Genomic DNA, 16436 nt, shown 5'->3' with positions numbered 1-16436 from the left:
GCACGGTGGACTGCTCGGCGTTTGGGTACAGCCGTGTCGCTGAGGGGCGGGCTTTCAGGGAGTTGAATGTGATCTGAGGCTGGCGGACAGAAGGGGTGCTGTCCCTCGGCACCAAAAGGTTCCGCACCGCAAGGCCAGCCGTCAGCGCTCGCGGCCAAACCAGAACGCGTCCGCCATCCGCGTCATGCCGATCCGTTCGTAGAAGCCGACGGCGTCGAGCACGGAGATCAGTGACATGGCGACGGATGGCCCGAGCTGCCGCCGCGCTTCGTCGAGCAGGCCCTTGCCGATGCCGAGCCCTTGCGCCGATTTGCAGACGGCGAGTTCGGAAATATAGCACACCCACGAGAAGTCGGTGATGCCTCGGGCGAGGCCGATCAGCGGCTTGCCAGGCACATCGAGGCGCGCCGTCAACACCAGATCTGCATTGGCAAGCATCGCCTTCAGACGGACGTCGTCATCGATGGGCCGAGTGACGCCGAGGCCGGATTCCACCAGCACGCGGCGGAACTCGGCTGCGTCGAGGTTCGGTTCGCTGGCGTAGAGTACTTTGGGACGTGTTGTCATGCCGGCCAAGGTGCACCATCGGGCGGCAACTTTGAAGCGGTCCGTGCTCTAGGACCAAAGCTTGCGAAAACAGCCGGCTTTTATTTGCCTGCAGCTTTGTGTAAACCGGGCGCCAATACATCCCCGCAGCGAAAAGAAGACGGGCAAGACCTATGGAAAAATTCACCAAGCTCACCGGCGTTGCCGCGCCGATGCCGATCGTCAATGTCGACACCGACATGATCATTCCCAAGGATTATCTCAAGACGATCAAGCGCACCGGGCTTGGCAGCGGGCTGTTTGCCGAAATGCGCTACACGGACGACGGCTCGGAAAACCCCGACTTCGTGCTCAACAAGCCGGCCTACCGCAAGGCGCAGATCTTGGTCGCCGGCGACAATTTCGGCTGCGGCTCGTCGCGCGAGCATGCGCCGTGGGCGCTGCTCGACTTCGGCATACGCTGCGTCATCTCGACCTCGTTCGCCGACATTTTCTACAACAACTGCTTCAAGAACGGCATCCTGCCGATCACCGTCAGCCCGGAGGATCTGGAGAAGCTGATGGACGACGCATCGCGCGGCTCCAACGCAACCCTGTCGATCGACCTCGAAGCCAAGGAAATCCGCGGACCGGACGGCGGCGTGGTCAAGTTCGACCTCGACGACTTCAAGCGGCACTGCCTCTTGAACGGGCTCGACGATATCGGCCTGACCATGGAGAAGGCCGACGCCATCGCCTCGTTCGAGAAGAAGAACGCCGAGCTGCGGCCCTGGGCCTGAACGGTAGGATGACCCCGGCCGGGACAGGCCGGGTTCGTGGCGGCTGCACGGAGGGACAGGCATGACACGTTCGCTGCTTGCCGGCGCCTGGGCGCTGGCGTGGATTCTGATGCCGGTGGCTGGCGCGCATGCACAGACCGACACGGTGCTCGTGCCGGCTGACGATGCGTCCGGCGGGGCCGCCGACCTGGGCGCGTCGAGCAATGCGGCCCTGGCCGAGGATGACGGCCAAGCACCGGTCCCGTTCGAGAATGGGCAGCTGACCATCACCCAGCAGGAAGACTATGGCGAGAAGGTGCTGGCCTATGACGGCAAGCAGCTGGCGCGCAATTACGATGTCTTCTTCGACAGGATTGTCGAGGTCGGCGGCGTCACGGTGGCGCTGGTCGATGTCGGCGACGGCGGCAATCAATGCGGTCCGGCCAAGGTGATCGTGTGGAAGCCGGAAGGCGGCACGATCCAGACGACCACCGTCGAGCAGGATGAATGCGGCGCACCGCCGGCCGCGCTATCCGACGGCGCCATCTATTTCGTGCCTAATCTCTTGCCGGGCGAATCGAAGCCGGCGCTGCAATGGTCGCCGACCGGCGGGTTGTCGACCTTGGGCAACCTCGCCTACATGCCGGAGCCGGGTACCGGCTGGAAAGATGTCGACCCGGCGAAATACGACAGCATCGTCGATGCCTTCCATAACGAGGCCGTCTACAGGCAAGCCGCGTCGCTGCTCGGCAAGGAGATGCCCGACATGGCGACCAGCCTGCTGGTCGGCGGCGGCACCGAGAAAACCACCTCGGGCGTCTTCCACGCCAGCGGCTGCATGCCGCATGATTGCGGCGGCGACGACGGCTTCATGGCGATCGATCCGGCCAACCACAAGCTCTATTTCGCCCGCCGCGGCGACAAGCCCGAGCCGGATGCGTGGCCGGCGGTGAACACGTGGCCGGCCGAGGTCAGGGAAGCGATGGACAAGGCGCTCGGTTCGCCGAATTAGCTTCTCTGCTTCATGCCTTCGTTCCCGAGGCGGGGCCGAGCGGCGGCAGTCGTAACCTCAGACCATCGACAAAAAAGCCCGGCGCATGGCCGGGCTTTCCGTCGAATAGAGACTTCTATCACTCGCCGTCGATCGCCGTGGCGATGCGGGCGATGGCCTGTTGATAGTTGCTCGCGTCATTCCAGCCGGCAATTGCACCGAGATTCGCCTGTGCGCTGGCACCCGCCTGCCAACCATGAGCCTTGAGGAAGTTGGCGGTGGAAGCCAACGCAGTGGCCTTGTCGCGCAGATTTCCGCTGCCGACCCCGTATTTCAAGACATTTCCGGGCAGGAACTGCGTATGGCCAATCTCGCCATGCATGGCGCCGACCGACGAGGCGCTCAACGCGCCGCGATCAACCAGTTTCAGGGCTGCAACAGCATGCGGGTAGAAGAACTCCGGGCGGCGGCAATCATAGGCGAGCGTTACAATGGCAGAGACCGTATTCTGCTTGCCCAAGAAGGAACCGAAGCCGGTCTCCATCCCCCAGATGGCGAGCAACACACCCGGCGTCACGCCGTAGGTCCGTTCGATCTTGTCGAACAGCGCCGCGTTCGACTTCTTCAGTGAACGGCCCTTGGAAATGATCGTGGACGCGCCACGGCGCTTCATGAAAGCATCCACCGAGCCACCGAAAGCCTTGTGGATAGCGCGGTCGGCGGCGATCGTCCTTTTTGCGTAGGTCGCACTAGCCAGAGCGGCCAGACCCTTCGAGCCTACACCGCTGGCCCTTGCTTCCTGCGCGAACTCCGCCTTCCACGCTTCGAAGCCCGCGCCCGTTTTGCCGCATTGGGCGGCCTGTGCCGCTGTTGCCGCCGCAAGCATCATCGATGCCGCCGCTGCGAAAATCTTTGCTTTGGCAAAAAATGCCATGTTGCTCTCCTGGTTGCCTGAATCTTGTCCCGAATACGAATTTGCCAGCGAAACGCCCGCTTGTCACCGTTGGAGCGACGTGCGTCCGCTTGGATGCAGTACGCTCCAGCACTTTACAATCTGCGCATCGTGCTTTCCGAGAATCGGAACCGACTTTCGGGGCCGATGCGCTAAGAACTCGTTTACGCATCCTCGCCGCAGCGCTGGCGAATGCCGGACAACTTGCTTACGATCAAGTAATTATTGTGGCGGGGGGCTAGAATATTCATGGAAGACGTTGACGTCGTGGTCATCGGCGCCGGCTCGGCGAGACTTTCCGCCGCCAAGACCCTGCGTGCGGCCGGCCTTTCCTTCAAGCTGGTCGAAGCGATGAACCGTATCGGCGGCCGCGCCTGGACCAGCGACCAGCATTTCGGCGTTCCTTTCGACATCGGCTGCGCCTGGCTGCACGCGGCCAACCGCAATCCCTACTTTCCCGAGGCGCAAGCCGCCCGCTGGACGCTTCACCATCACGACATGAATATCGATCATCTCTACTATCGCGACCGAAAGGCGAGCGAGGACGAAGAGGCCGCGATGAAGGCGGCCGATATCAGGCTGTTTGAGCTGCTGGCGGCGCATGAGGTCAAGGTTGGTGACGACGACCGGCTTTCGGCGTTGCTCGCCAGGGGCCATGCGCCGCGCGCCGCCGCCACCTTCGCCGGGCCGATGGACTTCGGCGCCGACGAGGACGAGATATCGATCCGCGACTTTCAGGCTGCCGCCGATCTCGATCCGAACTACTTCACCAAGGAGGGGTTCGGCGCGCTGGTCGCCCATTTCGGCGCCGACGTGCCGGTCGAGCTGTCGACGCCGGTGCGGAAAATCCTCTGGGACGTGCCCGCCGTCGCTTGCGTCACCGATCGCGGCACCATTCGCGCCAAGGCGGCCATCGTCACCGCCTCGCCGGCGGTGCTTGCCTTCGAGGAGATCGAATTCGCGCCGGCGCTGCCGGACAGGCATTTCGCTGCCTTCTTCGACCTGCCGATGGGCATGCTGACCAAGCTGCCGGTCGAAATCACAGGCACAAGGCTCGGGCTGGCGCCGTTCGACAACCTGCTGATCGAGCGGCTGGCCAGGCACGACATCTACTTCCTTTGCTTTCCCTTCGACCTCGACCTGATGGTCGGCTTCGTCGGCGGCGATTTCGCCTGGGAGATGTCGGCGGCGGGCGAGGCGGCAGGCGTCGACTTCGTCGTCGACCGGCTGTGCGCCATCTTCGGCGGCGACGTCAGAAAACATGTCGGGCGCGCCATGATGACCAATTGGGGCGGCGAGCGGTTCGTGCGCGGCGCCTATGCGGCGGCCCGACCCGGCCGTTCCCAGGCGCGCGCCACGCTGATGCAGCCAGTGGCGGAAAAAATCTTCTTCGCCGGCGAGCATCTGGCCGGTCCGTTGATGCAGACCTGCGGCGGCGCCAGGCTGTCGGGCGAGGCGGTGGCGAGAACGGTCGCCGCCCAGCTTGCGGCAAAATAGCAACGGCAGGAACGCCGGCCGCCGACAGGCGTTTGGGCGATATGCCGCTGCGCACTATATCCGGGCCTGATGATTTGAGACTTGGTGATTTGAGATCTGGTGATTCGAGATCGGTATGAAGCTCTTCGATTGCCCGCATTGCGGCCACCGCCTCTATTTCGAGAACGCCCAGTGCCTGAACTGTGCCAGCCCCGTGCTTTACGATGCCGGGCATGCGCGCTTCGTGCTGTCTGGCGCCGGCGGCGTTTTCCAGTGCACCAATGCCGACGAGTGCGCCTGCAACTGGATGGCGGAACCTGGCCATGCCTTCTGCCGCGCCTGCGCGCTGAACCAGCTGATCCCGGACCTTTCGGTCGATGGCAACCGCCGTCGCTGGATCCGCGTCGAAGCGGCAAAGAAGCGGGCCATCTATTCGCTGCTCGCCGCCGGACTGCCGGTCGCACCCAAGCAGAACGCCGGCGACGAGGCTGGCCTCGCCTTCGACTTTCTCGCCGATCCGATCGGCGGTCCGGGTGGCGCGCGCATCCTGACCGGCCATGACAACGGCCTGATCACACTCAATGTCGCCGAGGCGGATTCGGCCGAGCGCGAAAGACGGCGCGTCGAGATGGGTGAGAACTATCGCACTTTGCTCGGCCATTTCCGCCATGAGCTCGGCCACTATTACTGGGACCGCCTGATCCGCGACGACCCGCAACGGCTTGCCGCCTTCCGCACCTTGTTCGGCGACGAGCGCGCCGACTACGAGCAGGCGCTGAAGACCTACCATGCCAATGGCGCGCCGCCCGACTGGCAGCAGGACCACATTTCCGCCTATGCCGCCTCCCATCCCTGGGAGGACTGGGCCGAGACATGGGCGCACCATCTGCACATCGCCGATACGCTGGAGATGGTGCATGCGCTGAATTTCCCGCTCGGCCGGCTGGATACCGTGGAGGCCAACGACCTGTCGCGGGGCGACACCGGCGGCGAGCTCCAGCCGGCGCCGTCGGAACCTGCCGCCGTTCCCGAACCGTTCGAAAAGATCCTGGCCCGCTGGCTGGTGCTGTCGGAAGCGTCCAACTCGATCAACCGCTGCATGGGCCTGCCGGACCTCTATCCCTTCGTCATCTCGGAGCTGACGGCACAGAAGCTGGCCTTCGTCCATGAACTCCTGACCGGTGTCGTGAAAGAAACCGGAACAAAACGTGAGCCGGCCGAGGCGTTTTAGCCGGAACGCATGAGGTCCTGTTTCGTTTTCGTTCGCGAGGGACCATCAACACGGAGCGAAACCATGAAGCGCATACTGTTTCCTGCTGTCGCCGGAGCGCTCGTCGCCATGTCCGGCACAGCCTTGGCCGATACCGCCGTTTCGGCGGTCGCCGATCTCAACATTCGCGCCGGCCCCGGGCCGCAATACCCGGTGATCGGCGTGCTCGCCGCCGGCCAGTCGGCAACGCTCGATGGCTGCATCCAAAACAGCAAATGGTGCACCATAGCCGAGGCCAATGGCCAAGGCTGGATCTATTCCGACTATGTGACGGCCGATTTCGGCGGCAACGAGGTCGTTCTGACCCGGCGCCCGGCCGACGCAGACATTACCATCGTCGAAGCCCCCGCCGATGTCGACGATCCCGACATCTATACCGGAGCGATCGTCGCTGGCGAGCCGATCGAGCCGATCAGGCGGCCGCCGGCCGAAGTCCGCACCTACATCGAGACCAACCGGGTCGACCCGGTTTATCTCGAGGGCGAGGTGGTTACCGGCGCGACCTTGCCCGATACCGTCGAGTTGCGCGAGATTCCGGACTATGACTACCGCTATGTCTATGTGAACGGTCAGCCGGCACTGGTCGACCCCGGCACCCGACGCATCATGTACGTCGAGCGCTGACGGTGCCGAACAGGGCAATCGCCTTGGACGAATGACGGAACTGTCGAAGTTGGCGCCGCCCCTCATCGCCCTGCCGGGCTAGTGACGGGGAGAAGCGGTCTCTTCTGCAATGCTGGCGATTAGCGAAATCGTTGGGAGAGCAGCCCTCTCCCCGTTCACGGGGAGAGGATGCCGGCAGGCAGGTGAGGGGCGGCGCCAACGCCGATTGCCGTGATGATTGCGCGGCACGACCCGATCGAATAGATCATGCGACCCGAAGCACCAGCCTGTGAGCCCGCGTGATAGACCCTGCCGCCTTCGAGCGCTATCGGCATACTCCCAACGCCAAGACGACCCTGCCGCGGCTCCTGCTCGGAACGGCGATCGTTGTCCTGTTCTGGGTCGCGACGACCGTCGCCGTGCTGTTCGGCGGCGCCTATTTGTTCGTCGTCTGGCAAGCATCGTCCGGCGCCCCGATGGAAGGAGGGGCGGTGCAGAATTTCATGGCCTCGTCCACCGGGATCCTCGCCGCGCTCGCCTCCTTTGCCGGAATCTGGCTCGGCCTGTGGGCTGCCATGCGCTGGGTCCATCGCGAGCCGCTGGTGGCGCTGATCGGCACCAGCCGCCGCGTTTCGCGCTCGGGATTTTTTAGGGGATTGGCCGCGGTGCTGGTCACATCGCTGCTCTCCGAGATACTGCTCTATCTCTTGCAGCCCGACATTGCGCGCGGTGCGATCGCCCTGTCGTCCTGGCTGCTGTTCCTGATCCCGATCGCCGCGCTGACCCTGCTGCAGACCTCGTCCGAAGAGGTGCTGTTTCGCGGCTATCTCCTCAGGGGCCTGGCCAACCGCTTTCAAAACCCCTTCATCTGGGCGCTGCTGCCAGGACTTCTGTTCACTGCGATGCATTGGAACCCAGGCTCGACGACCGCCATCAACGCCTGCGTGCTGGCCTCGATCGCCGCTTTTGCGCTGCTCCTGACGCTTGTGGTCTATGCCACGGGCAATCTCGGCGCGGCCTTCGGCGCCCACCTCGGCAACAATCTGACCGGGTTCCTGCTGATTTCGCACCAGCAAAGCTACAATTCCTTCGCCCTGTTCAACGCCAAGCCGCTCGAAGGCCCCGGCTGGACGACGCTTGATGCCGTCCTCATCGCGGCGATCGGCATCGTCTGCAGCCTGTTGACCGTTCTGCTGCTGCTGCACCCGCGCTCGCCGCTGAAGGTCGAGCCGGATTTTTCGCACCCCGGCGGCCCAAGCTGATGCGCATCACGCTGGTGGTGCTGCCATAAACCAAACCGGCCCGGTTCAGCGTATTCGGCCCCGCACCTTGACTCCGCGGCCGATTTCCTGTCTACAGCCCGCGAATTCCGCGACGAGTATCCCTCCGAGCAAGCCGACCGGGACGCCGAAGCCTGTTTGAGGCGACGTGCTGTAAATCGATCCTGGAGGCCAACATCCGGCAGCGCTGTGCGCCCCCGGGTGCTTTTTGGCTTTGGGCTTTTGCCTGGACAGCTTGGGTTGGATACTGGGCGCGAACGCATTACCTCTCGGGCATCATCCGGGTGCCAGGGAAAAGGAAGAAGAATGTTTGAATCGCTACAGGAACGTCTTGGTTCGATCCTGAACGGCCTCACCGGCCGCGGCGCCCTGTCCGAGGCCGATGTCTCGGCGGCGCTGCGCGAGGTGCGCCGTGCGCTGCTTGAGGCCGACGTTGCGCTGGAAGTGGTGCGTTCCTTCACCGACAAGGTGCGCGAGAAGGCCGTCGGCGCCGCCGTGCTGAAGTCGATCAAGCCCGGGCAGATGGTCGTCAAGATCGTCCATGACGAGCTGGTCGGGATGCTGGGCGCCGAGAGCGTCGCCATCGACCTCAATGCACCGGCTCCAGTCGTCATCATGATGGTCGGCCTGCAGGGTTCCGGAAAGACCACGACATCGGCCAAGATCGCCAAGCGCCTCACCGAGCGTCAGAACAAGAAGGTCCTGATGGCCTCGCTCGACACGCGGCGTCCCGCCGCGCAGGAGCAGCTCCGTCAGCTCGGCGAGCAGGTCAAGGTCGCCACGCTGCCGATCGTCGAGGGCCAGACGCCGGTCGACATCGCCCGCCGCGCCGTGCAGGCGGCAAAGCTCGGCGGCCATGACGTCGTCATCCTCGACACCGCCGGCCGCACCCATATAGACGAGCCGCTGATGGTCGAGATGGCCGACATCAAGAAGGTCTCGTCGCCGCACGAAATCCTTTTGGTCGCCGATTCGCTGACGGGCCAAGATGCCGTCAATCTGGCAAAAAGCTTCGATGGGCGCGTCGGCATCACCGGCCTGGTGCTGACCCGTATGGATGGCGACGGCCGTGGTGGTGCGGCACTTTCCATGCGCGCCGTCACCGGCAAGCCGATCAAGCTGATCGGCACCGGCGAGAAAATGGACGGGCTGGAGGAATTCCATCCCAAGCGCATCGCCGACCGCATTCTCGGCATGGGCGACATCATCAGCCTCGTCGAAAAGGCTGCCGAAAACATCGACGCCGAGCAGGCGGCGGCGATGGCCAAGAAGATGCAGTCGGGCAAGTTCGACCTGAACGATCTTGCCGGCCAGCTTCAGCAGATGTCGAAAATGGGCGGCATGGGCGGCATCATGGGCATGATGCCGGGCATGGGCAAGATGAAGGATCAGATGGCTGCCGCCGGTCTCGACGACAAGATGTTCGGCCGCCAGCTCGCCATCATCTCGTCGATGACCAAGGCCGAGCGCGCCAACCCCGATATTCTGAAGCACTCGCGCAAGAAGCGCATCGCCGCAGGCTCTGGCACCGATGCGGCCGAGATCAACAAGCTCCTGAAGATGCACCGCGGCATGGCCGACATGATGAAAGCGATGGGCGGCAAGGGCAAAGGCGGTGGCCTGATGCGTGGCATGATGGGCGGTCTGGCCCAGAAGATGGGACTCGGCGGCATGATGCCAGGGGGCATGGGTGGCCCGGGCGGCATGATGGGCGGCGGCATGCCGGACCTGTCCAAGATGGACCCCAAGCAGCTCGAAGCCTTGCAGAAGCAAGCACAGGCAGCCGGTCTCGGCGGCATGAAGGGTCTTCCCGGTGGCCTCCCAGGTGGCGGTGGTCTGCCTGGGCTGCCCGGCGGCATGAAGCTTCCTGGTTTGCCAGGATCCGGCGGCGGTCTGCCAATGCTCGGCAAGAACGCCCCTGGCAAGAAGAAGTGAGGGCGCGATGAACGAAGAGAAGGACATGGCCGACGCACGCGCGGCGCTGGTCGACTACCGCGCCTCGATCGACAACATCGACGCAGCGCTCATCCACATGCTGGCCGAGCGTTTCCGCTGCACCAAGGCGGTCGGCGAGCTGAAGGCATCGCATGGCCTGCCGCCGGCCGATCCGGCGCGCGAGCAGCAGCAGATCGCCCGCCTTCGCCAACTGGCGAAGGACGCCCATCTCGACCCGGATTTCGCAGAGAAATTCCTGAACTTCGTCGTCCGCGAAGTGATCCGCCATCACGAGCATATCGCCGCATCCAACGGCGGAACGAAAACCGGCTGAGGACCAGCCGTAAACCCGAAATCAGCGTTTTAGGAGAAAAGAAATGCCATTGAAAATCCGACTGGCCCGTGCGGGCTCGAAAAAGCGTCCCTATTACCACGTCGTCGTCGCCGACGCCCGTTCGCCGCGCGACGGCCGTTTCATCGAGTCGCTCGGCTCGTGGAACCCGCTGCTGCCCAAGGACGGCGAGCGGGTCAAGGTCGACGCCGACCGCGTCAAGCATTGGCTCTCGCACGGCGCCCAGCCGACCGACCGCGTGCTGCGCTTCCTCGACGAGGCAGGCATCGCCAAGCGCGAGGCCCGCTCCAATCCCAAGAAGGCCGAACCCGGCAAGAAGGCGCAGGAACGCGCCGCACTTCTGAAGAAGGCGCAGGACGATGCAGCCGCCGCGGTTGCCGCTGCGGCAGCCGCGCCGGCCGAGGCGGAAGCCGCGACCGCCGAATAATCCGCTTTTTATCGCTTACGGAACGGCGGGCGCTTTGCCCGCCGTTTCATTTCGTCGGAGCTATGACGCGGCCCGATCAATAGCCTGCCGGGCAGCGGGCGATGTAGACGCCTCCATAGCGATCGCGATAGCGGCACCGGCCGGGTTCGGTCGCACGACCGATCAGTGCGCCGGCGACGGCGCCGACAGCACCACCAACAACAGCTCCCTCCACCGGGTCATTTGCAACGGCAGCGCCGACAGCAGCGCCTCCCAGGCCACCGACCGCGGCGCCCTGTTCTGTCCGGGAACAGGCTGCGAGCGTGGTTGCCAATATGATCAGGACCACCAATTTCTTCATCGTCGCTCCTCCCAAATGGGGTTTTCCGTCCTCGCCCCACATCGTCTAACTCGCAACCGGGCGATTTGATCCACGGACAAGGAAGAAGGGTGGCGGCGCCCTCTCTGGCGGCGCGACCGCCATCGAACGGCTTTGATGTCGCCGCTACCGGCTGAACGGGATCAGCGAGCGCACCCGGGGATTGCGCAGGAAAAGGCCGCCCCACAGAATGAGGCCGAGATAGACGCCGAACAATGTGTGCGAGAACAGCGGGCTGCCAAGCCGCGCGTGGGTCGCGATGGCGCCGCCGAGATAGGCGGTGAGCAGGACGGCGCCGAGCACCGAGGTGCGCGGCGCCGCATAGAGCGCGGTCGAGACCAGCCCGACGATGCCGAGCATGCGCGAGACATCGGGATCGGCCGGCCAGCCGAGTTGCACCATGGTCTGGGTGACGACATCGAGCGGCGGCAGCTTGATGACGCCGTCGAAGGTCATGAACAGCACGATGAGGGCGCTGAGCCCGCGGCCGGTCCACAGCGCGCTCGGCGTGACGGATGCTGTTTGAGACATGGTCATTGGTCCTCCGGTTGTTTCGAGCCCTCTTGGCGAGGGTCGAACCAAGGACGCGGCGTGAGGCGGCGATCCGACACGCTTATGATTTTTCCAGCGCACGGTGCTTCGGTGAGCGCGGGAACAAACCCTAGGAAAAATAGTATTTTTCGGCCGGGATCATTTTCGGCGGCGCCTCGCCGAGCGCCTCGAACACCGAGATTTCACAGACGCGGCACAGCCCGTCGAGGGCGAGGTCGTTGGCCTCGGTGCCGAACGGGTCCTCGAGTTCCTCCGAAAGCGCGTCGAGGCCGAAAAAGGTGTAGGCGATCAGCGCCGTGAACAGCGGCGTCGCCCAACCGGCAGTCGAGGCCAGCCCAAACGGAAGCAGCAGGCAGAAGATATAGGCGGTGCGCTGCAACAGCAGCGTGTAGGCAAACGGAAGCGGTGTTCCCATGATGCGCTCGCAGCCGGCCTGCGCTGCGGCGATTTGCGACAGGCGCTCGTCGAGAATGCGGTAGCCCATGACATCGATTGCGCCGGCCCTGTACAACGCGGCGGCTCGCTCGCCCATCCGCCGCAGCATGGCGTCCGGCGGGTTGGCCAGCTTGGCAGCACTTTCGGCCGCTTCATCGATGAACGCGCGTGCGTCGGTCGTGGCATCGACCCGCCGAAGCAGGCCGCGCAGGAAGTGACAGAAGGCGATCGCCTCCATCAGCAGCCCGCGCAGTTCGACCCGATCCTCGATCAACCCGGTGCTGGCGCGCGCCAGATTGCGAATGTCGAACACAAGCTGGCCCCACAGCTTGCGCGCCTCCCACCAGCGGTCATAGGCGGCATTGTTACGGAAGCCGAGATAGATCGACAGCGCCACACCGAGCAAGGCGAGCGGCGCGGGCCCGGCATTGCCGAGGTCAAGCTGCAGGGCCCTGACCGCCAGCACCACCAGTGCGCCATAAATGCCGAAGCCGAAGATCTGCGGCAGGATGCGCGGCACCACCGAGCCGCGCATGATGAAGAACAGATGCAAAAATCCCGGGCGCGGGCGAACGATCATCGAAACCCCTTTCACGGACCGGAAATGATCCTGATCGGTTCCATTGTGCGACGCAATACACGCACAAGCCCAGCCGCCAGCGACATGGCCGATGTCGTCTTGCCGGTTTGAGGGCAGAGCAGGGCCAGGTGATGCCGGCCCGACGCGAACTAACTGAGGCGCCGGTGCCGCCCCTCATCCGCCTGCCGGAACCCCGGCCCTTCGCTGTCGCTACGGGCGTTCGTCGTTCGGAAAGCCAAGCAATTGGCTTTCCGTCCGCTTCGCGGACCACTTCTCACCCCCGTGAACGGGGAGAAGGGAGCTAACGGCCGAAGGCCAAGCCCGCGACTGCGGGCCGCCGGTCGTCCGGCGCCCCCGCGGAGGGCCCGCCGCGGCAGCGGCGATACGGCCCGTGAGCGAGAAGTTACGCCGCCTTCTTCTTCGGTTGGATCAGCCCGCGCTCGATCAGCAATTCGGCGATCTGCACCGCGTTGAGTGCCGCGCCCTTGCGCAGATTGTCGGAGACGATCCACATCGACAGGCCGTTGTCGACGGTCGAATCCTCGCGGATGCGCGAGATGAAGGTCGCGTCCTCGCCGGCCGAGTCCAGCGGCGTGATGTAGCCGCCGTCCTCGCGCTTGTCGAGAACCTGGCAGCCCGGTGCTTCGCGCAGGATCTCACGTGCTTCCTCGGCGGTGATCGGCTTTTCGAACTCGATGTTGACCGCTTCGGAATGGCCGATGAACACCGGCACGCGCACGCAGGTCGCCGTCAGCTTGATCTTGGGATCGAGCATCTTCTTGGTCTCGGCGACCATCTTCCATTCTTCCTTGGTGAAGCCGTCGTCGAGGAAGACGTCGATGTGCGGGATGACGTTGAAGGCGATGCGCTTGGTGAACTTCTTGACGTCGACCTGGTCGGCGACGAATACCGCGCGGGTCTGCGTGAACAGTTCGTCCATGCCTTCCTTGCCGGCGCCGGACACCGATTGATAGGTGGCGACGACGACACGCTTGATGGTGGCGAGGTCATGCAGCGGCTTCAGCGCCACGACCAGCTGCGCCGTCGAGCAGTTCGGGTTGGCGATGATGTTCTTGCGCGTGAACAGCGAAATCGCGTCCGGGTTCACTTCCGGCACGATCAGCGGCACGTCCTGGTCATAGCGGAAGGCCGACGAATTATCGATGACGACGCAGCCCTGCTTGCCGATCTTCGGCGACCATTCCTTCGAAACGTTGCCGCCGGCCGACATGATGCAGATGTCGGTATCGGAAAAATCATATTGGTCGAGCGCCCTGACCTTCAGCGTGCGATCGCCGAACGACACTTCCGTGCCCTGGCTGCGCCGCGAGGCCAGCGCTACCACCTCGCTCACCGGAAAGCCGCGCTCGTCCAGTATGTTGAGCATTTCCCGACCCACATTGCCCGTGGCGCCGACGATTGCAACCTTGAAACTCATCGAAATCTCCTGTCCTCTCCGCTCGGTTTCTTTGGAGAAAACCCGCCGGCCGATGCGGGTTTCAACCCCCGGGCCGGACCCGGGAGAGGGTGGTTAGGCCAAGGGAATCAGACCGTTTTTGTGGTCGTTTTACCGGTTATTTTGGCCAAGAACGTGGTTTTGCTGGAACGAGCAGACGCGCCGAGACGCCCGGCCCAATGGTTCGCATTGCGGCCGGGAACGTCGAAGGCAAGAAGCGCCATCAAAAGGCCGCGCATCGAAACTACCCCATTCGGTGCCGGCTTTTACGCGGTTTGCGTAAAGAGTCAATCGCGACGCGGCGAGGCGCTTGCCCTGTACAATGGCGGCGGCGCGAAGTACGAACGATTGGATCGTTTGGCTCGTGGCGCTCCTGGCGCTCGCCGACGGATGACCCATTGCCGGGCATAAAAGAATCCGAATTCCGAAAGAGTGAAATGTCCAATTTCGAAGCACTTGTCCCCGCGCTGGCAAAGGCGCTGGAAAAACGCGGCTATGTCGAGCTGACGCCGGTGCAGAAGGCGGTACTTGAGCTCGGGCAGGCCGATGCGCTGGTTTCCGCCCAGACCGGCTCCGGCAAGACCGTCGCCTTCGGGCTGGCTCTGGCGCCGACCCTTCTCGACGGCGCCGAGCGCTTTTCCCATGCCGCAGCACCGCTGGCGCTGGCCGTGGCACCGACGCGGGAGCTCGCTTTGCAGGTGACGCGCGAGCTCGAATGGCTCTACGAACTGACCGGCGCAGCGATAGCGTCCTGCGTCGGCGGCATGGACATGCGCACCGAGCGCCGTATGCTGGAGCGCGGCGCCCATATCGTCGTCGGCACGCCCGGCCGGCTGCGCGACCACATCACCCGCAATTCGCTCGACATGTCCGAGCTGAAGGCAGTGGTGCTCGACGAGGCCGACGAGATGCTCGATCTCGGCTTTCGCGAGGATCTGGAATTCATCCTCGACGCCGCGCCGGCCGAGCGCCGCACCTTGATGTTTTCGGCCACCGTGCCGCGCTCCATCGCCACGCTGGCCAAGGGCTATCAGCGCGATGCGGTGCGCATCTCGGCTGCCGGCGAGGAGAAGCAGCATCTCGACATTGAATACCGGGCGCTGAGCGTGGCCCAGGCCGACCGGGAAAATGCCATCATCAACGTGCTGCGCTATTACGAGGCGAAGAACGCACTGGTGTTCTGCAACACGCGCGCCGCCGTCAATCACCTGACCGCGCGCTTCAACAACCGCAACTTTTCCGTCGTCGCGCTTTCGGGCGAGCTGAGCCAGAACGAGCGCAGCCACGCGCTGCAGGCGATGCGCGACGGCCGCGCAAAAGTCTGCATCGCCACCGACGTGGCAGCGCGCGGCATCGACCTGCCCAACCTCGAACTGGTGATCCACGCCGACCTGCCGACCAATCCGGAGACGCTTCTGCACCGAAGCGGGCGGACGGGACGGGCGGGACGCAAGGGTGTCAGCGCGCTGATCGTGCCCAACAATGCTCGCAGGCGCACCGAACGGCTGCTGCAAAGCGCTGGCCTTGCGGCGACATGGGCAAGCCCGCCTTCGGCCGACGATGTCCTGCGCCGCGACGACGAGCGCATCCTCGCCGACCCGGTTTTCAGCGAGCCTGTGACGGATGATGAACGCGGCTTCATCAATGCGCTTCTTGAGCAGCATGGCCCCGATCAGGTGGCCGCCGCCTTCGTGCGTCTGTGCCGTTCCAGCCGTTCGGCGCCCGAGGATCTTTTAGAAGTCGCTCCGTTCACGCCGTCGGGCGACAGGCCCTCTGGCGACAGATCTGCCCGTCGCGACGAGGCGCCAAGCCGCCGCGACGATTTCGGCGACAGCGTCTGGTTCTCGCTGTCGGTGGGACGCAGGCAGAATGCCGAGCCGCGCTGGCTGATCCCGATGCTGTGCCGGACCGGCGGCATCTCCAAGCGCGAGATCGGCGCCATCAAGATGCAGCCGGAGGAAACTTTCGTGCAGATCGCGGCGGATTGGGCCGATCGGTTCCTCCAGGCGATCGGCCCGGATCGCAAGCTGCAGAACAACATCGCGGTGAAGCGGCTGGACGGCACGCCCGACCTGTCGCGGGCCGGCTATCAGGAGCCACGGCCGGACAAGAAGCCGCACCGCGGCAAGCGGACGTTCGACCAGAACGCGCCCAAATTCGAGAAGCGCGCACCGTCAGCCGATCAGCGCCCCGCCGCATTCGAGGCAAAGCCCTGGGCCGGGAAGGCAGGCAAGCCGAAATTCGACAAGGCCGGACCCGCCAAGAGCAAGAAAGCGAAGAAGCGGCCGGCTTAGCGATTTGCTGGCATCGTTGGCTTGTCATGGCCTGCAAGGGCTGGCCCGCGCCAAGGCAATCGATTCAGACTTCGACGATTGGTCGTCTCCAACACGAGTGGCGCGCTATCTTTTGTCTGGAGCGATGCTCCCGCGCACGCACCCCTTGCGATCTGCCGCAACTTTGAACAG

At 64.2% G+C, this 16436-nt stretch carries 16 protein-coding genes; 10 read left to right on the top strand and 6 right to left on the bottom strand.

Annotation, left to right across the window (positions count from 1 at the left end):
* Window positions 1–141: 141 nt before the first annotated feature.
* Window positions 142–567, bottom strand: a complete 426-nt coding sequence (locus AC0L2R_RS30260; protein ID WP_473513232.1) for a GNAT family N-acetyltransferase — start codon at window positions 565–567, stop codon at window positions 142–144.
* Window positions 568–719: 152 nt separating this feature from the next.
* On the opposite strand from AC0L2R_RS30260, the gene leuD reads away from it, so the two are divergent.
* Together leuD and AC0L2R_RS30250 are read left to right on the top strand one after the other, a co-directional pair.
* Window positions 720–1325 (top strand): 3-isopropylmalate dehydratase small subunit, encoded by a 606-nt coding sequence (gene leuD, locus AC0L2R_RS30255; protein ID WP_287123342.1) that lies wholly within the window; start codon window positions 720–722, stop codon window positions 1323–1325.
* 61 nt (window positions 1326–1386) lie between these two features.
* On the top strand, window positions 1387–2316 hold the full coding sequence (locus AC0L2R_RS30250) for a hypothetical protein (RefSeq protein WP_473513231.1): 930 nt from the start codon (window positions 1387–1389) through the stop codon (window positions 2314–2316).
* Between the two features lie 118 nt (window positions 2317–2434).
* On the opposite strand, the gene AC0L2R_RS30245 is transcribed toward AC0L2R_RS30250, so the two are convergent.
* Complete coding sequence (locus tag AC0L2R_RS30245; protein ID WP_091592126.1) at window positions 2435–3229, bottom strand: lytic murein transglycosylase; 795 nt, start codon at window positions 3227–3229, stop codon at window positions 2435–2437.
* A gap of 267 nt (window positions 3230–3496) precedes the next feature.
* On the opposite strand from AC0L2R_RS30245, the gene AC0L2R_RS30240 reads away from it, so the two are divergent.
* The 7 genes from AC0L2R_RS30240 (at window position 3497) to rpsP (ending at window position 10590) form a co-directional block, all read left to right on the top strand.
* Complete coding sequence (locus tag AC0L2R_RS30240) at window positions 3497–4744, top strand: flavin monoamine oxidase family protein (protein WP_473513230.1); 1248 nt, start codon at window positions 3497–3499, stop codon at window positions 4742–4744.
* Window positions 4745–4859: 115 nt separating this feature from the next.
* A complete protein-coding gene (locus tag AC0L2R_RS30235) occupies window positions 4860–5954 on the top strand; it encodes a zinc-binding metallopeptidase family protein (protein WP_473513229.1) in 1095 nt (364 codons plus the stop codon).
* Between the two features lie 63 nt (window positions 5955–6017).
* Window positions 6018–6617, top strand: a complete 600-nt coding sequence (locus tag AC0L2R_RS30230; protein WP_023803769.1) for a DUF1236 domain-containing protein — start codon at window positions 6018–6020, stop codon at window positions 6615–6617.
* A gap of 278 nt (window positions 6618–6895) precedes the next feature.
* Window positions 6896–7858 (top strand): lysostaphin resistance A-like protein, encoded by a 963-nt coding sequence (locus tag AC0L2R_RS30225; protein ID WP_473513228.1) that lies wholly within the window; start codon window positions 6896–6898, stop codon window positions 7856–7858.
* A 324-nt stretch (window positions 7859–8182) separates the two neighbouring features.
* On the top strand, window positions 8183–9811 hold the full coding sequence (gene ffh / locus AC0L2R_RS30220) for a signal recognition particle protein (RefSeq protein WP_473513226.1): 1629 nt from the start codon (window positions 8183–8185) through the stop codon (window positions 9809–9811).
* 7 nt (window positions 9812–9818) lie between these two features.
* Window positions 9819–10145: a chorismate mutase gene (locus AC0L2R_RS30215; protein WP_023803766.1), complete on the top strand. Its 327-nt coding sequence runs from the start codon at window positions 9819–9821 to the stop codon at window positions 10143–10145.
* 43 nt (window positions 10146–10188) lie between these two features.
* On the top strand, window positions 10189–10590 hold the full coding sequence (gene rpsP / locus AC0L2R_RS30210) for a 30S ribosomal protein S16 (RefSeq protein ID WP_027153676.1): 402 nt from the start codon (window positions 10189–10191) through the stop codon (window positions 10588–10590).
* A gap of 76 nt (window positions 10591–10666) precedes the next feature.
* Here rpsP and AC0L2R_RS30205 read toward each other — a convergent pair whose 3' ends face one another.
* The 4 genes from AC0L2R_RS30205 to AC0L2R_RS30190 all read right to left on the bottom strand — a co-directional run bounded on the left by AC0L2R_RS30205 (window position 10667) and on the right by AC0L2R_RS30190 (window position 13953).
* On the bottom strand, window positions 10667–10930 hold the full coding sequence (locus tag AC0L2R_RS30205) for a YMGG-like glycine zipper-containing protein (RefSeq protein WP_091592138.1): 264 nt from the start codon (window positions 10928–10930) through the stop codon (window positions 10667–10669).
* A gap of 144 nt (window positions 10931–11074) precedes the next feature.
* Window positions 11075–11485, bottom strand: a complete 411-nt coding sequence (locus AC0L2R_RS30200) for a DoxX family protein (RefSeq protein WP_473513225.1) — start codon at window positions 11483–11485, stop codon at window positions 11075–11077.
* 124 nt (window positions 11486–11609) lie between these two features.
* Complete coding sequence (locus AC0L2R_RS30195) at window positions 11610–12515, bottom strand: bestrophin family protein (protein ID WP_473513224.1); 906 nt, start codon at window positions 12513–12515, stop codon at window positions 11610–11612.
* A gap of 403 nt (window positions 12516–12918) precedes the next feature.
* The gene (locus AC0L2R_RS30190) at window positions 12919–13953 is read right to left on the bottom strand and encodes an aspartate-semialdehyde dehydrogenase (RefSeq protein ID WP_473513223.1); all 1035 of its coding nucleotides are present in this window, start codon (window positions 13951–13953) and stop codon (window positions 12919–12921) included.
* Window positions 13954–14408: 455 nt separating this feature from the next.
* On the opposite strand from AC0L2R_RS30190, the gene AC0L2R_RS30185 reads away from it, so the two are divergent.
* Window positions 14409–16265, top strand: coding sequence for a DEAD/DEAH box helicase (locus AC0L2R_RS30185; RefSeq protein WP_473513222.1), 1857 nt, complete (start codon window positions 14409–14411; stop codon window positions 16263–16265).
* The last annotated feature ends 171 nt before the right edge of the window (window positions 16266–16436 follow it).

The sequence above is a fragment of the Mesorhizobium sp. WSM4820 genome (assembly GCF_055811075.1).
This window is presented reverse-complemented; position numbering and strand designations above follow the sequence as displayed.

Excerpts from the sequence above, each read along its gene's own strand:
- AC0L2R_RS30260 (WP_473513232.1), bottom strand. The coding sequence starts at position 567 with ATGACAACACGTCCCAAAGTACTCTACGCCAGCGAACCGAACCTCGAC.
- leuD (WP_287123342.1), top strand. The coding sequence starts at position 720 with ATGGAAAAATTCACCAAGCTCACCGGCGTTGCCGCGCCGATGCCGATC.
- AC0L2R_RS30250 (WP_473513231.1), top strand. The coding sequence starts at position 1,387 with ATGACACGTTCGCTGCTTGCCGGCGCCTGGGCGCTGGCGTGGATTCTG.
- AC0L2R_RS30245 (WP_091592126.1), bottom strand. The coding sequence starts at position 3,229 with ATGGCATTTTTTGCCAAAGCAAAGATTTTCGCAGCGGCGGCATCGATG.
- AC0L2R_RS30240 (WP_473513230.1), top strand. The coding sequence starts at position 3,497 with ATGGAAGACGTTGACGTCGTGGTCATCGGCGCCGGCTCGGCGAGACTT.
- AC0L2R_RS30235 (WP_473513229.1), top strand. The coding sequence starts at position 4,860 with ATGAAGCTCTTCGATTGCCCGCATTGCGGCCACCGCCTCTATTTCGAG.
- AC0L2R_RS30230 (WP_023803769.1), top strand. The coding sequence starts at position 6,018 with ATGAAGCGCATACTGTTTCCTGCTGTCGCCGGAGCGCTCGTCGCCATG.
- ffh (WP_473513226.1), top strand. The coding sequence starts at position 8,183 with ATGTTTGAATCGCTACAGGAACGTCTTGGTTCGATCCTGAACGGCCTC.
- AC0L2R_RS30215 (WP_023803766.1), top strand. The coding sequence starts at position 9,819 with ATGAACGAAGAGAAGGACATGGCCGACGCACGCGCGGCGCTGGTCGAC.
- rpsP (WP_027153676.1), top strand. The coding sequence starts at position 10,189 with ATGCCATTGAAAATCCGACTGGCCCGTGCGGGCTCGAAAAAGCGTCCC.
- AC0L2R_RS30205 (WP_091592138.1), bottom strand. The coding sequence starts at position 10,930 with ATGAAGAAATTGGTGGTCCTGATCATATTGGCAACCACGCTCGCAGCC.
- AC0L2R_RS30200 (WP_473513225.1), bottom strand. The coding sequence starts at position 11,485 with ATGACCATGTCTCAAACAGCATCCGTCACGCCGAGCGCGCTGTGGACC.
- AC0L2R_RS30195 (WP_473513224.1), bottom strand. The coding sequence starts at position 12,515 with ATGATCGTTCGCCCGCGCCCGGGATTTTTGCATCTGTTCTTCATCATG.
- AC0L2R_RS30190 (WP_473513223.1), bottom strand. The coding sequence starts at position 13,953 with ATGAGTTTCAAGGTTGCAATCGTCGGCGCCACGGGCAATGTGGGTCGG.
- AC0L2R_RS30185 (WP_473513222.1), top strand. The coding sequence starts at position 14,409 with ATGTCCAATTTCGAAGCACTTGTCCCCGCGCTGGCAAAGGCGCTGGAA.